Source organism: Serratia sp. BFP-2025 (assembly GCF_050880365.1).
In the GTDB taxonomy this organism is placed as follows: domain Bacteria; phylum Pseudomonadota; class Gammaproteobacteria; order Enterobacterales; family Enterobacteriaceae; genus Serratia; species Serratia surfactantfaciens.
This window is the reverse complement of record NZ_JBPAFV010000004.1, coordinates 1-18,681: the sequence shown is the minus strand read 5'-3', so window position 1 is coordinate 18,681 and position 18,681 is coordinate 1. Positions and strand designations below refer to the sequence as shown.

The following is an 18,681-nucleotide window of genomic DNA, read 5'->3' as shown; positions in this document are numbered from 1 at the left end:
AAAAACAAACTCAGTTTGCCTTAAGAACCACCAGATGGCGTTCGCCTTCCAGTTCTGGCACCTGCAGCCGCACGATGGACTCCAGGCTGATGCCTGCCGGCAGCTGCGCCAACTCTTCATCCGGGCGCACGCCTTTCAGCGCGTAAAAACGCCCCTGCCCTTTCGCCGGCAAATGGTGACACCAGGACAGCATATCCTGCAGCGAAGCGAACGCCCGGCTGATCACGCCGTCGAACGGCGGCTCGGCCGGAAACTCCTCAACGCGGCTCTGCACCGGCTCGATATTGTTCAGGCCCAGCTCATGCTGCACCTGGCGCAGGAATCGCACGCGCTTGCCCAGGCTGTCGAGCAGCGTGAAATGCGCATCCGGACGAACGATCGCCAGTGGGATGCCCGGCAAACCGGGGCCGGTGCCAACATCGATAAAACGCGATCCCTGCAGATGCGGGTTGACCACGATACTGTCGAGGATGTGGCGCACCAGCATTTGCTGCGGATCGCGCACCGACGTCAGGTTATAAGCCTTGTTCCACTTATCCAGCATGCCGACATAACCCAGCAGCTGCTGTTTCTGCTGATCGGGCAGCTCAATGCCTGCTGCCGCGAGCAGCGAGTCTAATTTTTTTTGCACAACGGATCCTCTGGCAGGCGCTGAACGACCAGCGGATGGTCAGCTGGCGCAATGAGGCGACTATGATAATTCAGGGCACATGTGATGTCAGCGGCCGTTTGGCTACGGGATGAGCAAACGGCCGCCTGGATGCGGGATTTATGCGCTGCGGCGCAGCAGTCCCTGCTTTTTCAGCCAGATCAGCAGAATTGAGATCGCCGCCGGCGTAATGCCGGAAATGCGCGAAGCCTGCCCGATGGAGTTCGGTTTGTGATCGTTCAACTTGGCGATCACCTCGTTCGACAGCCCCGACACCTGACGGTAATCAAGATCCAGCGGCAGCACGGTGTTCTCGTTGCGCTGCTGTTTTTCGATCTCTTCCTGCTGGCGAGCGATATAGCCTTCGTATTTGACCTGGATCTCGACCTGTTCGGCAGCCTGCACATCCTCCAGCGGCGGCGCGAAGGCGTCGATGCCGGTCAATTGCGCGTAATCCATCTCAGGACGGCGCAGCAACTCTTCGCCGTTCGCTTCACGCGACAGCGGCGCTTTCAGCAATGCATTGACCTGTTCGACGTTCTCGGCGTGCGGATGCATCCAGATGTCGCGCAGGCGTTGACGTTCACGTTCGATTCGCTCCAGCTTCTCGCTGTAACGCGCCCAGCGCACGTCGTCCACCAGACCGAGTTCACGGCCTTTTTCCGTCAGACGGAGATCGGCGTTGTCTTCACGTAGCATCAGACGATACTCGGCGCGCGAGGTAAACATGCGATACGGCTCTTTGGTGCCGAGGGTGCTGAGATCGTCCACCAGCACGCCCAGGTAGGCCTGATCGCGACGCGGTGCCCAGCCCTCTTGTTCGTCGGCGAAGCGGCCGGCGTTCAGGCCGGCCAACAGGCCCTGTGCGGCGGCTTCTTCATAGCCGGTAGTGCCGTTGATCTGGCCGGCGAAGAACAGGCCTTGAATAAATTTGCTTTCCAGCGTCGGTTTCAGATCGCGTGGATCGAAGAAATCGTACTCGATAGCATAACCAGGGCGAATAATACGCGCGTTCTGCATCCCTTCCATTGAACGGACGATCTGCATCTGTACGTCGAACGGCAGGCTAGTGGAAATCCCGTTAGGGTAAATCTCGTTGCTGGTCAGGCCTTCTGGCTCGAGGAAGATCTGGTGCGCGTTGCGATCGGCAAAACGCATGACCTTGTCTTCGATCGACGGGCAGTAACGTGGACCGATCCCTTCGATGATCCCGGCATACATCGGGCTGCGATCGAGGTTATTGCGGATCACGTCATGCGTTTTTTCATTGGTGTGGGTGATGTAGCACGCCATTTGTTCCGGGTGCTGGCTGGCATTGCCCAGGAACGAGAATACCGGCACCGGCGTATCGCCGTGTTGTGGTGCCAGTACGCTGAAATCGATAGTACGGGCGTCGATGCGCGGTGGGGTACCGGTTTTCAAACGGTTGACGCGCAGCGGCAGTTCACGCAAACGCTGCGACAGCGAGATCGACGGAGGATCCCCGGCGCGGCCGCCGCTGTAATTTTCCAGGCCGATATGGATCTTGCCGTCCAGGAAGGTGCCTACGGTCAATACCACCGCCTTGGCGCGGAATTTCAGCCCCATTTGGGTTACAGCGCCCACGACGCGATCGTTTTCGACGATCAGATCCTCAACCGGCTGTTGGAAGATCATCAGGTTGGGCTGATTCTCCAGCGCGGTGCGGATCGCCTGGCGATACAGTACGCGGTCAGCCTGAGCGCGTGTGGCGCGAACCGCAGGACCTTTGCTGGCGTTTAGTATCCTAAACTGAATGCCGGCATGGTCGATCGCCGTCGCCATCAGGCCGCCGAGTGCATCAATTTCCTTAACCAGATGCCCTTTACCAATACCGCCAATCGCCGGGTTGCAGGACATCTGCCCCAGCGTATCGATATTGTGTGTCAATAATAAAGTCTGACGCCCCATGCGTGCCGCAGCCATCGCGGCCTCGGTACCTGCATGACCACCACCGATGATGATGACGTCAAATTGATCTGGATAAAACATGGAACTGCACCTCGCCGTATTGCGAACGATCGTATTTGCCCTGGGGTTGGGGATTCTACTCAAGTTTAGACGATCGACCAAGTGGTCAGGATCGTCGGTAATTAAAAGAAGATCTTTTTTATTTAAAGATCTCTTTATTGGATCTCTTATTAGGATCGCGATCCTCTGTGGATAAGTGACTATTCACGAAGAAGATCAGCAGATTAAGGAGGATCGTTTGCTGTGAATGATCGGTGATCCAGACGCAGATAAGCTGGGATCTAAAAGGCTTGTTATGCACAGGACAAAAAGCGACCTACGGTTGTTATTTGGATAACTACGGCTTTTACCCTGCTTTTAAGCATAGTTATCCACAATCGTTCGCGCGATCTTTCGCCGAATTAGAGTAAATTAATCCAGTTTTTTACCCATTCCTCTGCCGGATCCTCGGGAATTTCATGCTCGGTCACGTCGATCTCGAGAAGATCGCCGATCCTTTTCGCGCCTCTGGCGATCAACAGATCGTCGATCAGTTTGATCGCGCCGCAGAAGGTGTCGTATTCCGAACTGCCCAAACCGACGGCGCCGAACTGCACCTCGGAGAGATCCGGTTGCTGTTCGGCGATCTGTTCCAGCAGAGGCTGAAGGTTATCCGGCAATTCGCCGGCGCCGTGTGTGGAGGAGACCACCAGCCAGCGGCCGCTCAACGGCAGTTCATCCAGTTCAGGGCCGTGCAGCATCTCGGTAGAGAAACCCGCGTCTTCCAGCTTTTCAGCCAAATGTTCAGCCACGTATTCGGCGCTGCCAAGCGTACTGCCACTGATCAGAGTAATGTCTGCCATGAACCAACGATCCCAACCTTCTCACTCAAAGTGGCTGCATTGTACGCTGTGAATCGGCTGGGATCTACCTGTGGATAATGTGGGTATGCAATTTGGCGGGTTACGGCACGATGGTACGCATGATGGGGTTCTGCAGCGAGATCAGCGTTTCTGTCGACTGGATCTCGTCGATGGTCTGGATCTTGTTGATAAGTACCTGTTGCAGCGCATCGATCGATCGGCACATCACTTTAATGAAGACGCTATAGTGGCCGGTGGTGTAATAGGCTTCCACCACTTCCTCCAGGCTTTCCAGTTTCTTCAGCGCCGAAGGATAGTCCTTGGCGCTCTTCAATATGATGCCGATAAAGCAGCACACGTCGTAGCCCAGCTGTTTGGGGCTGACGTCGATGCGCGCGCCGGTGATGATCCCGGCCTGTTTCATCTTCTCCACCCGCACATGAATGGTGCCTGGGCTGACGGCAAAGTTTTTCGCCAGCTCGGCGTACGGCGTACGCGCGTTGTCCATCAGGGCGTTGAGGATGCCGCGATCGAGATTATCGATCTGATAAATTTCCGCCATTTAATCCCCCATTAATTAACGATTGTTGAATTCTGTCCGGGTAAAAATGAACGATTAAAAGTGAAAAGGCAATATTGATTATCGGATATTGAATTGGCGCATCATTTTGTTGCTTAATCGATGGCAACAGAGACAGGTTTACAAGAGATACGGCAATGAAAAAACAGTTTATCCAAAAACAACAACAAATCAGCCAGGTCAAATTCTTCTTCTCCCGCCAGCTGGAGCAGCAGCTCGGTCTGATCGAAGTGCAGGCTCCGATCCTCAGCCGTCTGGGCGACGGCACGCAGGATAACCTCTCCGGCAGCGAGAAAGCGGTGCAGGTCAAAGTCAAAACCCTGCCGGACGCCACTTTCGAAGTGGTGCATTCGCTGGCGAAATGGAAACGCAAAACTCTGGGCAGCTACGACTTTGGCGCCGGCGAAGGCCTGTACACCCATATGAAGGCGCTGCGCCCGGATGAAGATCGCCTGACGCCAATCCACTCGGTGTACGTCGATCAGTGGGACTGGGAGCGAGTGATGGGCGATGGCGAGCGCGGCCTGGATTATCTGAAAAGCACCGTGCGCAGCATTTACGCTGCCATCAAGGCGACGGAGGCGGAAGTCAGCCGCGAACACGGCCTGACCCCGTTCCTGCCGGATCAGATCCAGTTCGTGCACAGTGAAACCCTGCTGCAGCGCTATCCGGATCTGGACGCCAAAGGGCGCGAGCGGGCGATCGCCAAAGAGCTGGGCGCGGTGTTTCTGATCGGCATCGGCGGCAAGCTGTCGCACGGCAAATCGCACGATGTGCGGGCGCCGGATTATGATGACTGGACCACCCCTACGGCGGATGGCCTGGCGGGCCTGAACGGCGATATCGTGGTGTGGAACCCGGTGCTGCAGGACGCTTTCGAGCTGTCTTCTATGGGCATCCGCGTCGACGCCGCCGCGCTGAAACATCAGCTGGCATTGACCGGCGATGAAGAGCGCATGAAGCTGGAATGGCATCAGTCGTTGCTGCGCGGCGATATGCCGCAGACCATCGGCGGCGGTATCGGCCAGTCGCGTCTGGTGATGTTGTTGCTGCAACTGTCGCATATCGGCCAGGTGCAGTGCGGCGTGTGGTCGCCGGAAGTGCGCGAGGCGGTCGAAGGCCTGCTCTAACCCCGCCTAGCGCCGCCAGCGGCGCATCAAACGGCTTTTCAACCCGGTATCGAAGCGCCAGATATGATCGAAGATGCGCATGATGCCGGGTTTGCCGTAGGCGGACATCGCCACCGCGTGGAAACGCTGCTGATGGCTCTGCTGTTGCTGTTTTACCTTCTTTATTACCTCCTCCGGCAACCGCTGGGCGATAAAATCGGAAATGATCACCGCATCGGCGTCGAACCAGCCGCTCTCGGCCATTTTGGTGACGGTGGCGTTCAGACAGGCCGCCAGATCGGTGCCGCCGCGAAACTGCTGGCCGAGAAAGCGCACCGCCTGTTCGATGCCGCTGGCGGCGGTGAGTTCGTAATGCACGATCTGATTGGCGAACAGCATGATGTAGCAGCGGCGGTTGTCCGCCAGCGCAATGCGCAACAGCGCCAGGCAGAACGCCTTGGCGCACTGTTCGTTGAAGCCGCCCATCGATCCTGAAGTGTCCACGCAGACGATAAACGGCCCGCGTGGCTGTTGATCCTGCTGCTGGTGGGTGACCTGACGGATCAGAATCTGTTCCTGCCAGACGTCGCCCTGCAGGCGGTAGCTCAGCAGCCGCTTTTCCAGCAGGCGGCGATAAAACTCGAATTCCAGCTCTTCAATCCCCAGCGTCGCCAGCTCCGGCGGCAGCAGACGCAGGATGTCGTCGCTCTGATGAATGCCGCTCACTTCTTCCGGCAACGTGGCCGGCACCTGCACCATGACCCTGAACGGTTCCGGCTGCGCGTCCTGTTGTTGTACCGCTTTGGCCTGATAGCTGCGGCCCAGTTGCTGCGCCAGTTTTTTCAGCTCCGGCTGCTGCTGCAAGAAGTTGCCGTATTCCACCAGCCGCTGATAGTCGCCGCGCTGCAGCTGGCCTTTGCTCATGTCCCACAGCCTGCCGGCGGCGGTGTCGTTTTCCGACAGCAGCGGCTCCAGCGCGCCGCTCAGCGCCAGGCGCTCCTGCAGTTCCGCCATCAGTTGCTCGCGTTCTTGTTCCAGCAGCTGGTGGTGCAACATGGTGGCCTGCAGCGTCAGGCTGATGCGCCAGCGCTGCAGGAACAGGGTTTGAAAGCTGTCGTCCAGCGGATGATTGGGCAGATCGGCGGCGTCCACCAGCGCGCGCGCCTGTTCATAAAACGGTGAGACCAGCTGGCGCAGTAGCTCCATGGTGTCGTTGAGGTTGTGATAGAACTGAGTGTTGTTCTCCAGCTGGCACTGCTGGTAGCGATAGAATTCCTGCGCCAGCGCCGGCGGCACCATGGCCTCCTGCAGACGCTCCTTGAGCTGCAGCTTCCAGCGCGGCAGATCGCGATCCAGCGCCCGGCGAATGGCCGGAAACTTTTTAAGGAACACCGACAGCTGCGGCGCCGCCAGCATGCCGACGATCATCTCCTCGATCATCTCGCCTTCGGTGATCGCCAGCAGCAGATCGAGCGTCTCCAGACTGAGCATGGTTACTGGCCGCGCATTTGCTGCTGTTGCTGTTTAACCTGCTCTGCCACCTGCAGCAGGCTGGCTTCGATCTTGGCCAGACCGGCGGCGGGCGTGAACAGACAGGGCTGATGTTGGCTGAAGGCGCGGCGCTGCTCCGCCAGGCGCTGGGCCAACGCATCCATTTCATCCAACAGCGCCTGTGGCGTGGCGGTGGCCTGTTTGCCCGGCAGCGCCAGCAACGACGGCTGGCGGCTGACGTCCAGCACCGTCAGGTGCAGTTGGTCGTCCACTTCCAAATCGATCGGCTGCGCGAAGCCGATGCCATTTAGCTTGGCGCGCACGTCGCCGCCTTTTTGCAGCCAGTTGTCCAGCGCGCTGCTTTCGATGCTCAGATGGTTGACCTGAATGTCATGCAGCTGCAGCGGCTTTTGCAACAGCAGGGTGAGGGTGCCGCCGGCGAACGGCGTGGCCGGCGCGTATTGCGGTTTGCGGCTGAACATGCCGCCTTTTTTCACCAGGCTGATGGCCTGCCGGTCGCTCTGTTGTTGCTGATCCTGCAGCCAGCGGGTATGGATCTGTTGCAGCTGGATCAGCATCGACTGCTGCTGATAGGCCGATTCGGTCAGCAACTGGTCGATCTGCTGTTGCAGCAGCTTCAGCGAGGTGAGATCGTGCCACAGGCAGTCTTTCAGCAGCATCAGGTCGAGCGGGGCGATGGCGTCGCGCCCGCTGAAGAAGGCGCAGGCCTGCAGCAGGCGCAGGGCTTTTTTCCAGCGCCGGTCAGAGACGTACGGCGCCTGTTCCAGCGCGTCCAGCCGCTGGCGCAGCTGGAAAATCAACTCGAAGCAGGCTTCCGGCAGCGCCACCTTATCGATCTGCGGTTGCCACTGCAGAAACTCTTCGTCGCTGACGCTCAGCGCCGCCGGCACCGGGTTTTGGCTTTCGCTCTGGCGGTTGACCAGCAGCGAGCGGAAATTCTGCTTATCCTGCACCTTGTCCAGCCACAGGCGGATCAACATGCGGTCATACAGGGCTTCGAGGCTGTTGTCCGCTTCGGGCAGTTCGTTGGAGGCGGTGACCAGCAGGCGCAGCGGGATCGGCTCTTCGCTGTTACCGTTGCGAAAGCGCCGTTCGTTGATCGCCGTCAGCAGGGTGTTGAGGATCGCTGGGCCGGCCTTCCAGATTTCGTCCAGAAACACGATCTCCGCTTCCGGCAAATAGCCGGCGGTCAGGCGCTGGTAGCGCCCTTCGTCTTTCAGCGCCTGAATAGAGAGCGGGCCGAAGACCTCTTCCGGCGTGGAAAAGCGCGTCATCAGGTATTCAAAGGAGCGGGCGTTGCGGAAGGCAAACTTCAGCCGGCGCGCGATCAGGCTTTTGGCGATGCCGGGCGGGCCGAGCAGGAATACGCTTTCGCCGCTCAGCGCCGCCAGCAGGCACAGGCGGATCGCTTCTTGCCGCTCATAGAGACCGCTCTCCAGCGCGCTGCTGAGGCGGGAAATTCGTTCTGCCAGAAGGGATGATGGCGTCATATAATCGTCGTATTGTCCGAGAGTTAGCCAATCTTGATCGATAATTCGATGATAAACCACCATTATTTTTAGTGGTATAGCTTGTTGATTAGTAAAAATTTTCTCAGTTCAATCGGATATTCGGTTCACATTTTGTTTATTTTTCGGCTCTGATATAAGGGTAGGCAAGCGGTATAAATGGTGCATACTGTGCGGCTTTCTGGTGGGCGTGACGGATCTTTGAGCCCGTATTTTGCCTGATGCGGATGCATCGCTAACGGATGTTCTGATAAAGAAACGAATTATGAGCGCAGAGCATAAACAGTCCTTATCGGCGGTAACCCTGGCGGCCATCGGCGTGGTTTACGGCGATATCGGCACCAGTCCTCTTTATACGCTGAGAGAGTGTTTCTCCGGCCATTACGGCTTCGACGTGCGTCCAGACGTGGTTTTCGGCTTCCTGTCGCTGATTTTCTGGATGCTGATCGTGATCGTTTCCCTCAAATATCTCACCTATGTGATGCGCGCGGACAACGCCGGCGAGGGCGGCATTCTGACGCTGATGTCGCTGGCCGGGCGCAATACCTCGGCGCGCACCACGGCGGTGCTGGTGATACTGGGCCTGATCGGCGGCAGCTTCTTCTATGGCGAGGTAGTGATCACCCCGGCGATATCGGTGATGTCGGCGATAGAAGGGTTGGAAATCGCCGCCCCTGCGCTCGACGCCTATATTGTGCCGCTCTCCATTCTGGTGTTGACGCTGCTGTTCGTCATTCAAAAGCACGGCACCGGCAGCGTCGGCAAGCTGTTCGCCCCGGTGATGCTGCTGTGGTTCATCGTGTTGGCGGTGCTGGGCGCGCGCAGCATCATATCGAACCCGGAAGTGCTGCAGGCGCTGAACCCCAAATGGGCGCTCAACTTCTTTATGGAATATAAGAAGGTATCGTTCTTTGCGTTAGGTGCGGTGGTGCTGTCGATCACCGGCGTTGAGGCGCTGTATGCCGACATGGGGCACTTCGGCAAGTTCCCGATCCGCCTGGCCTGGTTCACCGTGGTGCTGCCTTCGCTGGTACTCAACTATTTCGGCCAGGGCGCGCTGCTGCTGAAAAATCCAGAGGCGATCAAAAACCCGTTCTTCCTGTTGGCGCCTGACTGGGCGCTGATCCCGCTGCTGATTCTGGCGACCCTGGCGACGGTGATCGCTTCGCAGGCGGTGATTTCCGGCGTCTTCTCGCTGACTCGCCAGGCGGTGCGCCTGGGTTATCTGTCGCCGATGCGCATCATTCACACCTCGGAAATGGAATCCGGCCAGATCTACATTCCGGTGATCAACTGGACGCTGTACATCTCGGTGGTGCTGGTGATCATCGGCTTTGAGCACTCCAGCAACCTGGCGGCGGCGTACGGCATCGCGGTCACCGGCACCATGGTGCTGACCAGCATTCTGGTCACCTCGGTGGCGATCAACAACTGGCACTGGAATCGCTTCCTGGCGATCGGCATCGTGACCATCTTGCTGATCATCGACGTGCCGATGTTCTCCGCCAACGCCCTGAAGCTGTTCTCCGGCGGCTGGTTGCCGCTGACGTTGGCGCTGGTGATGTTCATCATTATGACCACCTGGAAGAGCGAGCGCTTCCGGCTGCTGCGCCGCCTGCATGAACACGGCAACTCGCTGGAGGCGATGATCGCTTCGCTGGAGAAGTCGCCGCCGGTGCGGGTGCCGGGCACCGCGGTGTTCCTGTCGCGCGCCACCAACGTCATTCCTTTTGCGCTGCTGCATAACCTGAAACACAACAAGGTGCTGCATGAGCGCGTGGTGCTGCTGACGCTGCGCACCGAGGATGCGCCTTACGTGCACAATGTGCGCCGGGTGACCATCGAACAGCTGTCGCCGACCTTCTGGCGGGTGGTGGCCAGCTACGGTTGGCGCGAAACGCCGAACGTCGAGGAAGTGTTCCACCGCTGCGGGCTGGAAGGGTTGCCGTGCCGCATGTCGGAGACCTCGTTCTTCATGTCCCATGAGTCGCTGATCCTCACCAAGCGGCCGTGGTACCTCTACCTGCGCGGCAAGCTGTTCGTCGCCCTGAGCCGCAATGCGCTGCGCGCGCCGGATCAGTTTGAGATCCCGCCGAACCGGGTGATCGAGCTCGGCACGCAGGTCGAGATCTAACCCACCTGATCAGGGGCTCAGCATGGCTGAGCCCCTTTTGTTTGCGCTTTCTCCGCGCGTGAACGAAACGTTTCGATAGCGATCACACTTCTGCATTGTCCCGGTTGCCTTCCCCTGTCGTTTTTTTAAACTCCCCATCAAAGAGCGAAACGTTTCGCTAGCGGAGTGAGAAGATGAAAAAAGGCGTATTACTGAATTCTGACGTGTCTGCCGTGATTGCCCGCCTGGGGCATACCGATCAGCTCACCCTTTGTGATGCGGGCCTGCCGATACCGGCGGCGACGCAGCGCATCGATCTGGCGCTGACGCAGGGTGTGCCGACCTTTATGCAGGTGTTCGCGGCGGTCACGCAAGAGATGCAGGTAGAAAGCGCCATTCTGGCGGAAGAGATCGTGAAACAGAATCCGCAGCTCCATGAAACCTTGTTGGCTGAACTGAGCGCGTTGGGCCAACGCCAGGGCAATACCATCAATGTGCGTTATATCAGCCATCAGGCGTTTAAAGCGCAAACCGAGCACAGCCGGGCGGTGATCCGCAGCGGGGAGTGTTCGCCTTACGCGAACGTGATCCTGTGCGCCGGCGTAACATTCTGAGGCGTTTATGCAACCTTTACTGCAACTGAAAGGGATTGATAAAGCCTTTCCCGGCGTGAAGGCGCTTTCCGGCGCCGCCCTCAGCGTCTATCCCGGCAAGGTGATGGCGCTGGTGGGGGAAAACGGCGCCGGGAAGTCCACCATGATGAAAGTGCTGACCGGCATCTATCAGAAAGACGCCGGCAGTCAGTATTTTCTCGGTAAAGAGGTGGCGTTCAACGGGCCTAAGGATTCGCAGGAAGCGGGCATCGGCATTATCCACCAGGAGCTGAACCTGATCCCGCAGCTGACGATTGCGGAAAACATCTTCCTCGGCCGCGAATTCGTCAACCGTTTCGGCCGCATTGACTGGAAGCGTATGTACGCCGAGGCCGATCGCTTGCTGGCGCGCCTCAACCTGCGCTACAGCAGCCACCGGCTGGTGGGCGAGCTGTCGATCGGCGATCAGCAGATGGTGGAGATCGCCAAGGTGCTGAGCTTCGAATCGAAAGTGATCATCATGGACGAACCAACCGATGCGCTGACCGACACCGAAACCGCCTCGCTGTTCAAGGTGATCAACGAGCTGAAGGCCGAAGGGCGCGGCATTGTGTATATATCGCACCGCCTGAAAGAGATTTTTGAAATCTGCGACGACGTGACCGTGTTCCGCGACGGGCAGTTTATCGCCGAGCGGCCGGTGAGCGAGCTGCAGGAAGATTCGCTGATAGAGATGATGGTCGGCCGCAAGCTGGAAGAACAATATCCGCGTCTTGATTTGCCGCGTGGGGAAAAGCGGCTGGAAGTCAGCCACCTTTCCGGCCCCGGCGTTGAAGACGTCAGCTTTACGCTGTACCGCGGCGAGATCCTCGGCGTGGCTGGGCTGATGGGCGCCGGGCGCACCGAATTGATGAAGATCCTATACGGCGCCGCGCCGCGCAAGGCCGGCACCGTCAGCCTGGACGGCCGCGACGTGGTCACCCATTCGCCGCAGGACGGGTTGGCGAACGGCATCGTCTATATCTCGGAAGACCGCAAGCGCGATGGCCTGGTGCTGGGCATGTCGGTGAAGGAAAACATGTCGCTGACCGCGCTGCGCTACTTTAGCCGCGCCGACGGCAGCCTGAAACAGGCCGACGAGCGGCAGGCGGTGGGGGATTTCATCCGGCTGTTCAATATCAAAACGCCGTCGATGGAGCAGCCTATAGGTCTGCTTTCCGGTGGCAACCAGCAAAAAGTGGCGATCGCCCGCGGCCTGATGACCCGGCCGAAGGTGCTGATCCTCGATGAGCCGACGCGCGGCGTCGACGTTGGGGCGAAAAAAGAGATTTATCAGTTAATCAACCAGTTCAAGCAGGAAGGGCTGAGCATCATTCTGGTGTCTTCGGAAATGCCGGAGGTGATGGGCATGAGCGATCGCATTCTGGTGATGCACGAAGGGCATCTCAGCGGCGAGTTTCCGATTGAACAGGCCACCCAGGAAGCGTTGATGGCGGCAGCCGTCGGCAAGCAATACGGCGTAAAGCAGGAGTAATCAGATATGAGTTCCCAGACTATCGCAGCTAAGCGCTGGTTCAGTAAAGAGTGGCTGTTAGAGCAGAAGTCGTTGATTGCTCTGCTGGTGCTGATCGCCGTGGTCTCTTCCATGAGCCCGAATTTTTTCACCCTGAACAATCTGTTCAATATTCTGCAGCAGACTTCGGTAAACGCCATCATGGCGGTGGGGATGACGCTGGTGATCCTCACGTCCGGCATCGATCTGTCGGTGGGATCGCTGCTGGCGCTGACCGGCGCGGTGGCAGCGTCGATTGTCGGCTTTGAGGTCAACGCGCTGGTGGCGGTGGCGGCGGCATTGGCGCTGGGCGCTGCGGTTGGTGCCTGCACCGGGGTGATCGTCGCCAAAGGCAAAGTGCAGGCCTTTATCGCCACGCTGGTGATGATGTTGCTGCTGCGCGGCGTCACCATGGTGTACACCAACGGCAGCCCGGTCAACACCGGTTTCACCGACGTGGCCGACACCTTCGGCTGGTTCGGCATTGGCCGTCCGCTGGGCGTGCCTACGCCGATCTGGATCATGGCGATCGTGTTCATCGCCGCCTGGTATATGCTGCACCATACGCGCCTGGGCCGTTATATTTATGCTCTGGGCGGCAACGAGGCGGCGACTCGCCTGTCCGGCATCAGCGTCGATAAAGTGAAGATCATTGTCTACTCGCTGTGCGGCCTGTTAGCGGCGCTGGCTGGGGTGATTGAAGTGGCGCGCCTGTCGTCGGCGCAGCCGACCGCCGGCACCGGCTATGAGCTGGACGCCATCGCCGCCGTAGTGCTGGGCGGCACCAGCCTGGCCGGCGGCAAGGGCCGCATCGTCGGCACGCTGATTGGGGCGCTGATCCTTGGCTTCCTGAACAACGGTCTGAATTTACTGGGTGTTTCTTCCTACTACCAAATGATCGTGAAGGCAGTGGTGATACTGCTGGCGGTTCTGGTAGATAACAAAAGCAACAAGTAACCTCCCCCTACAGGAATCACGATGATGAAAATGAAAAAACTGGCAACCTTAGCCTCCGCCATCGCGCTGAGCGCCACCCTGAGCGCCAATGCCATGGCCAAAGACACCATCGCGCTGGTGGTGTCGACCCTCAACAACCCGTTCTTCGTCTCGATGAAGGATGGCGCGCAGCAAGAGGCCAACAAGCTGGGTTACAACCTGGTGGTGCTGGACTCCCAGAACAACCCGGCGAAAGAACTGGCCAACGTGCAGGATCTGATGGTGCGGGCGCCTAAGCTGCTGCTGATCAACCCGACCGACTCCGATGCGGTGGGCAACGCCATCAAGATGGCCAACCAGGCGAAAATCCCCGTCATCACGCTGGACCGCGTGGCGAGCAAGGGGGACGTGGTGAGCCACATTGCTTCGGACAACCGCGTGGGCGGCAAAATGGCCGGTGATTTCATCGCCAAGAAAGTGGGCGCCGATGCCAAAGTGATTCAGCTGGAAGGCATTGCCGGCACCTCCGCCGCGCGTGAACGCGGTGAAGGCTTCAAACAGTCGCTGGATCAGAATAAATTCAAACTGTTGGCCAGCCAGCCGGCCGATTTTGACCGCACCAAGGGTTTGAACGTGATGCAGAACCTGCTGACCGCCCACCCGGATGTGCAAGCGGTATTCGCCCAGAACGATGAGATGGCGCTGGGCGCGCTGCGCGCGTTGCAAACCGCCGGTAAAACCGACGTGATCGTGGTAGGCTTCGACGGCACCGCCGACGGCGTGAAAGCGGTCGAAGGCGGCAAGCTGGCGGCGACCGTGGCGCAGCGCCCCGATCAGATCGGCGTGATCGGTGTGGAAACCGCCGATAAAGTGCTGAAAGGCGAAAAAGTGCCGGCGACCATTCCGGTCGATTTGAAACTGGTCACTCAGTAAGTCATACCAGCGCCATCGGGACGGGGCGTTCACGATGGCGCGCAATTCAGGAATCAATGCGATGGAAACAGGTAAGCTGGTGGTTCTGGGCAGCATCAATGCCGACCATATCCTCAATATTGAACAGTTCCCCCATCCGGGCGAAACGGTGATCGGGAAACAGTATAAGGTGGCGTTTGGCGGTAAGGGCGCGAATCAGGCGGTGGCGGCCGGGCGCAGCGGGGCGGAGATCGCCTTTATCGCCTGCGTGGGCGCCGACGATATCGGCGAACGTGTCCGCCGGCAGCTGGCGAGCGATCGCATTGATACCCAACCGATTGAAGCCATCGCCGACAGCACTACCGGCGTGGCGCTGATCTTCGTCAACGCCGAGGGCGAGAACGTGATCGGCATCGATGCCGGCGCCAACGCCGCGGTGACGCCGGATTACCTGGCGCGCTACCAACAAAAAGTGATCGACGCCGACGCTCTGCTGATGCAGCTGGAGTCGCCGCTCGAGACGGTGATCGCCGCTGCCCGCCTGGCGAAGCAGCATCAAACGCAGGTGATCCTCAATCCGGCTCCGGCGCGTGAGCTGCCGGACGAGCTGCTGGGCATGATCGATATGATCACCCCGAATGAAACCGAAGCGCAGCGCCTGACCGGCATCGCCGTGGACAACGACGCCGATGCGGCGCGCGCGGCGCAGGCGCTGCACGATAAAGGCATCGCGACGGTGATCATCACCCTCGGCAGCCGCGGCGTGTGGCTGAGCGAAAACGGCAACGGCAAACTGGTGCCCGGCTTCAAGGTGCAGGCGGTGGACACTATCGCCGCCGGCGATACCTTTAACGGTGCGCTGGTGACCGCCCTGCTGGAAGGTAGAATCATGGCCGACGCGGTGCGTTTCGCCCATGCGGCGGCGGCGATCGCCGTGACCCGCCCCGGCGCGCAGCCTTCGGTGCCCTGGCGTGAAGAGATCGACGCCTTCTTGCAGCAACAGGGGTGATCCTTTGGCCACCATGAAAGATGTCGCCCGCCTGGCGGGCGTTTCAACCTCTACCGTTTCGCATGTGGTCAACAACAATCGCTTTGTCAGCGACAGCGTGCGCGACAAGGTCATGGCGGCCGTGGAACAGCTGAACTATGCGCCTTCTGCGCTGGCGCGCAGCCTGAAGCTCAATCAGACGCGTACCATCGGCATGTTGGTGACCGCCAGCAACAACCCGTTTTATGCCGAAGTGGTACGCGGCGTGGAGCGCAGCTGCTATGAGCGCGGCTACAGCCTGATCCTGTGCAATACCGAAGAAGACGCCGCGCGCATGAACCGCAGCATGGAGACGCTGCTGCAAAAGCGCGTCGACGGTTTGCTGCTGATGTGCACCGAAAACCATCGGCCATCGCAGGACGCCCTGAGCCGCTACCCGTCATTGCCGATCGTGATGATGGACTGGGCGCCGTTCGAGGGCGCCAACGACATTATTCAGGATAACTCGCTGCTGGGCGGCGAGATGGCGACCGATCATCTGATCGCCCGCGGTTATCGCAAGATCGCCTGCATCGCCGGTCCGCAGGACAAAACTACCGCTCGTCATCGGCTGGAAGGCTATCGCAACGCGATGCGGCGCGCCGGATTGCCGGTTCCGCCAGGGTATGAAGTGCATTGCGACTTTGAGTTTGATGGCGGGGTAAACGCCATGCGCCAGCTGCTGGCGCTGGACGAGCCGCCCCATGCGGTGTTTGCCGGCAACGACGCGGTGGCGGTAGGCGTTTATCAGGCGCTGTATCAGGCCGGACTGTCGGTGCCGCAAGATATGGCGGTGATGGGCTACGATGACATTGAGCTGGCGCGTTATCTGGCGCCGCCGCTGAGCACCATTCATCAACCGAAGGATTCGCTGGGCGAACTGGCGATCGATGCGCTGATCAACCGCCTGCAGAACCCGGAGCGTGCGCCCCAGGTGCTGGTGCTGACGCCCGAGCTGGTGGAACGTGCCTCGGTGGGCCGCCGTTAACTCGCCGCCTTCGCTTCTTTCTTGCTTTCCTGGCCGCTGATCAAATTGCGGCCATCCTTCCTTCTTAGCAACATAAATACCAGCGCCGACGCCACGGTGACGATCCCCATGGTGATAAAGGTGTAGTGGAAGTGGTCAATCATGGTGCCTAACGACAGGGATTCGTAAAAACGCAGCACCGCCGCGCTGATTGCCACACCGAAGCTGATGGACAGCTGCTGGGTGACCGCCAGGACGCTGTTGCCGGCGCTGGCGTTGGCGTCGTTCAAATCCGCCAGGCTGATGGTGTTCATGGCGGTGAACTGGGTGGACATCGCCATGCCCAGCACGAACAGCGGCAGGATCATCAGCCACAGCGGCATACCCGGGCTTTGCAGGGCGAACTGGGCGATCAGCACCCCGATAATAACGGTGATGCCGACCAGCGTTTTACGGTAGCCGAACCAGCGCAGCACCTGAGTGACGGTGGATTTTGCCATCAGCGAACCGATGGCAGTCGGCGCCATCATGCAGCCGGCGACGATCGCCGTGTAGCCGAAGCCTACCTGCAGCATGAGCGGCATTAAAAACGGCACGCAGCCGGTGCCCAACCTGGAAGCGACGTTGCCGGCGATGCCGACCGAGAAGGTACGGGTTTTGAACAGGTCGAGACCGATCAGCGGCTGAGGATGACGGCGGGCGTGCGCGATGTAGCCGAACAGCATCACGAAACCGCTGAGCAGAATACCCAGCGAAACGTAGCTCGCCAGTACCCGCTCGCCAAACAGTTCCAGCCCGGTGGAGATCAGCACCAGGCTCAGGCCGAACAGCATAAAACCAAGAAAATCGAAGCGGCGTTTGGGCGTGGTGAAGTCCGGCATGTATTTGCGCGCATAGAAGATGCCGAGCAGGCCGATCGGGATATTGATCAGGAAAATCCAATGCCAGGTGGCGTAGGTCACCAGCCAGCCGCCCAGCAGCGGCCCCAGAATCGGCCCGACCAGGCCAGGCATGGTGACGAAGTTCAGCACCGGCAGCAGTTCGCTGCGTGGGTAGGCGCGCAGCAGCGCCAGCCGTGCGACCGGCATCATCATCGCGCCGCCGATGCCTTGCAGTACGCGAGAGGCAACCAGCGCGCTCAGCGTGGGGGACAGCGCGCACAGCAGCGAGCCGAGGGTGAATAACGTGACGGCGAAGATGAACACGCGCCGGGTGCCGAAGCGGTCCGCCAGCCAGCCGCTGACCGGGATCAGCATCGCCACCGTCAGCGTGTAGCTGATGACGGCCGATTGCATCGCCAGCGGCGAACGCCCCAGGCTTTGGGCGATCGCCGGCAGCGCCGTGTTGAGGATGGTGGCGTCCAGCGCCTGCATAAAGAACGCCATTGCGGCGATCCACGGTAGTCCTGCCATACTGCGCGCGGATTGAGTCATGGTCGGTCCTGGTTAAATGGTCGTCTGTCCCTCGTCTCTTTCTTCTATATATAAGCGGGGAGCGTGTCTAGTCTTTCTCTTTCAGCAGCACCTGGCAGGCGACAAGCGCGCCGGCGCTGTCCCCGGCGAGTATTGCATCGACGATGGCCTGATGATGGCGCAGCTTGATCACTTCATTGCCGGTGATGGCGCGGAAGTAGCTTTGGTACACCGAACTGAACAGGTTGGCGAACGAGGTCAGGAACGGGTTGCCGCTGGCCTCGTAGATAAGCTGGTGGAATTGGGTATCGACCAGGATCCAGCGTTCGCGGTCAAACTGGGTATGCAGCGCGCGCATTTCCGCCATCAGTTCCGCCAGCAGCTTGGTTTGCTGCGGGCTGGCGTGGCTCGCCGCCAATGCGCAGGCCTGCGGCTCCAGCGAGGTGCGCAAGATAAGAAAGTGTTGCATCACCTGATCGAAGTTTTCCCGCGTCATCCACCAGGTCAGTAAATCCTGATCGAGAAAGTTCCATTGGCTTTGCGGCATTACGCGGGTGCCGATCCGCGGGCGCGGCAATAACATGCCTTTGGCGGCTAACATCTTTACCGCTTCGCGCACCGCAGTGCGGCTGACGCCGAATTGCTCGCCCAGTTCCATTTCACCAGGCAGGATGCTGCCGGCCTGATAATCGCCCGCCAGAATTTGTTGGCCGAGTTTCTCTGCAAGCAGATAAGAAAGATTGCGTTGGGCGGCCTGTTGTTGCGCATTTAATGGCATGGCTGCGGGTCCTTACTGACATCGTTAATTCTATTTTACTCCAGTGAACGCCAGCTTTTACGGCTGTTTGCCTGAAAAAGTGACATTAATTCGCCGCTTTTTCGCCCTTTTGCCGAAAAAAACCGCGCTTGAAAAGTTTTTTGCAATTAGGGGTTGCGGCCCGCCGAGAACTCCCTATAATGCGCCTCCACTGACCGGGAAC

16 protein-coding genes are annotated in these 18,681 nt (G+C 59.3%); 8 read left to right on the top strand and 8 right to left on the bottom strand.

Features of this window, described 5'->3' with window-relative positions; genetic code table 11:
• Positions 1-10: 10 nt before the first annotated feature.
• The 4 genes from rsmG to asnC all read right to left on the bottom strand — a co-directional run bounded on the left by rsmG (position 11) and on the right by asnC (position 4,042).
• A complete protein-coding gene (gene rsmG / locus ACRAWE_RS20780) occupies positions 11-631 on the bottom strand; it encodes a 16S rRNA (guanine(527)-N(7))-methyltransferase RsmG (RefSeq protein WP_019455475.1) in 621 nt (206 codons plus the stop codon).
• 138 nt (positions 632-769) lie between these two features.
• On the bottom strand, positions 770-2,659 hold the full coding sequence (mnmG, locus tag ACRAWE_RS20775) for a tRNA uridine-5-carboxymethylaminomethyl(34) synthesis enzyme MnmG (protein ID WP_019455474.1): 1,890 nt from the start codon (positions 2,657-2,659) through the stop codon (positions 770-772).
• Positions 2,660-3,039: 380 nt separating this feature from the next.
• Positions 3,040-3,480, bottom strand: a complete 441-nt coding sequence (mioC, locus tag ACRAWE_RS20770; RefSeq protein ID WP_432525833.1) for an FMN-binding protein MioC — start codon at positions 3,478-3,480, stop codon at positions 3,040-3,042.
• A gap of 100 nt (positions 3,481-3,580) precedes the next feature.
• The gene (asnC, locus tag ACRAWE_RS20765) at positions 3,581-4,042 is read right to left on the bottom strand and encodes a transcriptional regulator AsnC (RefSeq protein WP_004933786.1); all 462 of its coding nucleotides are present in this window, start codon (positions 4,040-4,042) and stop codon (positions 3,581-3,583) included.
• A gap of 155 nt (positions 4,043-4,197) precedes the next feature.
• Between asnC and asnA the strand changes: the two genes are divergently transcribed.
• Positions 4,198-5,190, top strand: a complete 993-nt coding sequence (asnA, locus tag ACRAWE_RS20760) for an aspartate--ammonia ligase (protein WP_019455472.1) — start codon at positions 4,198-4,200, stop codon at positions 5,188-5,190.
• Between the two features lie 6 nt (positions 5,191-5,196).
• Here asnA and viaA read toward each other — a convergent pair whose 3' ends face one another.
• Complete coding sequence (gene viaA / locus ACRAWE_RS20755; RefSeq protein WP_019455471.1) at positions 5,197-6,660, bottom strand: ATPase RavA stimulator ViaA; 1,464 nt, start codon at positions 6,658-6,660, stop codon at positions 5,197-5,199.
• A gap of 2 nt (positions 6,661-6,662) precedes the next feature.
• Entirely contained in the window at positions 6,663-8,171 is a 1,509-nt protein-coding gene (ravA, locus tag ACRAWE_RS20750) for an ATPase RavA (protein ID WP_139285596.1), read from the bottom strand.
• Positions 8,172-8,454: 283 nt separating this feature from the next.
• Between ravA and kup the strand changes: the two genes are divergently transcribed.
• The 7 genes from kup (at position 8,455) to rbsR (ending at position 16,310) form a co-directional block, all read left to right on the top strand.
• Complete coding sequence (kup, locus tag ACRAWE_RS20745; protein WP_015379467.1) at positions 8,455-10,323, top strand: low affinity potassium transporter Kup; 1,869 nt, start codon at positions 8,455-8,457, stop codon at positions 10,321-10,323.
• Between the two features lie 173 nt (positions 10,324-10,496).
• The gene (rbsD, locus tag ACRAWE_RS20740; protein ID WP_019455469.1) at positions 10,497-10,916 is read left to right on the top strand and encodes a D-ribose pyranase; all 420 of its coding nucleotides are present in this window, start codon (positions 10,497-10,499) and stop codon (positions 10,914-10,916) included.
• 7 nt (positions 10,917-10,923) lie between these two features.
• The gene (rbsA, locus tag ACRAWE_RS20735; RefSeq protein ID WP_019455468.1) at positions 10,924-12,429 is read left to right on the top strand and encodes a ribose ABC transporter ATP-binding protein RbsA; all 1,506 of its coding nucleotides are present in this window, start codon (positions 10,924-10,926) and stop codon (positions 12,427-12,429) included.
• Positions 12,430-12,435: 6 nt separating this feature from the next.
• Complete coding sequence (gene rbsC, locus ACRAWE_RS20730; protein WP_019455467.1) at positions 12,436-13,404, top strand: ribose ABC transporter permease; 969 nt, start codon at positions 12,436-12,438, stop codon at positions 13,402-13,404.
• Between the two features lie 24 nt (positions 13,405-13,428).
• Positions 13,429-14,316 carry a ribose ABC transporter substrate-binding protein RbsB gene (gene rbsB / locus ACRAWE_RS20725; RefSeq protein ID WP_025160300.1) on the top strand — a complete coding sequence of 296 codons (888 nt, stop codon included), beginning with the start codon at positions 13,429-13,431 and terminating at the stop codon, positions 14,314-14,316.
• 61 nt (positions 14,317-14,377) lie between these two features.
• A complete protein-coding gene (rbsK, locus tag ACRAWE_RS20720; RefSeq protein WP_063918285.1) occupies positions 14,378-15,304 on the top strand; it encodes a ribokinase in 927 nt (308 codons plus the stop codon).
• A 4-nt stretch (positions 15,305-15,308) separates the two neighbouring features.
• Positions 15,309-16,310: a ribose operon transcriptional repressor RbsR gene (gene rbsR / locus ACRAWE_RS20715; protein ID WP_063918286.1), complete on the top strand. Its 1,002-nt coding sequence runs from the start codon at positions 15,309-15,311 to the stop codon at positions 16,308-16,310.
• On the opposite strand, the gene mdtD is transcribed toward rbsR, so the two are convergent.
• Together mdtD and ACRAWE_RS20705 are read right to left on the bottom strand one after the other, a co-directional pair.
• Positions 16,307-17,722, bottom strand: a complete 1,416-nt coding sequence (mdtD, locus tag ACRAWE_RS20710; RefSeq protein ID WP_025160302.1) for a multidrug transporter subunit MdtD — start codon at positions 17,720-17,722, stop codon at positions 16,307-16,309. The two genes, rbsR and mdtD, sit on opposite strands and share 4 nt — an antisense overlap.
• A gap of 67 nt (positions 17,723-17,789) precedes the next feature.
• Positions 17,790-18,479: a FadR/GntR family transcriptional regulator gene (locus ACRAWE_RS20705; RefSeq protein ID WP_019455463.1), complete on the bottom strand. Its 690-nt coding sequence runs from the start codon at positions 18,477-18,479 to the stop codon at positions 17,790-17,792.
• Positions 18,480-18,681: the final 202 nt, after the last annotated feature.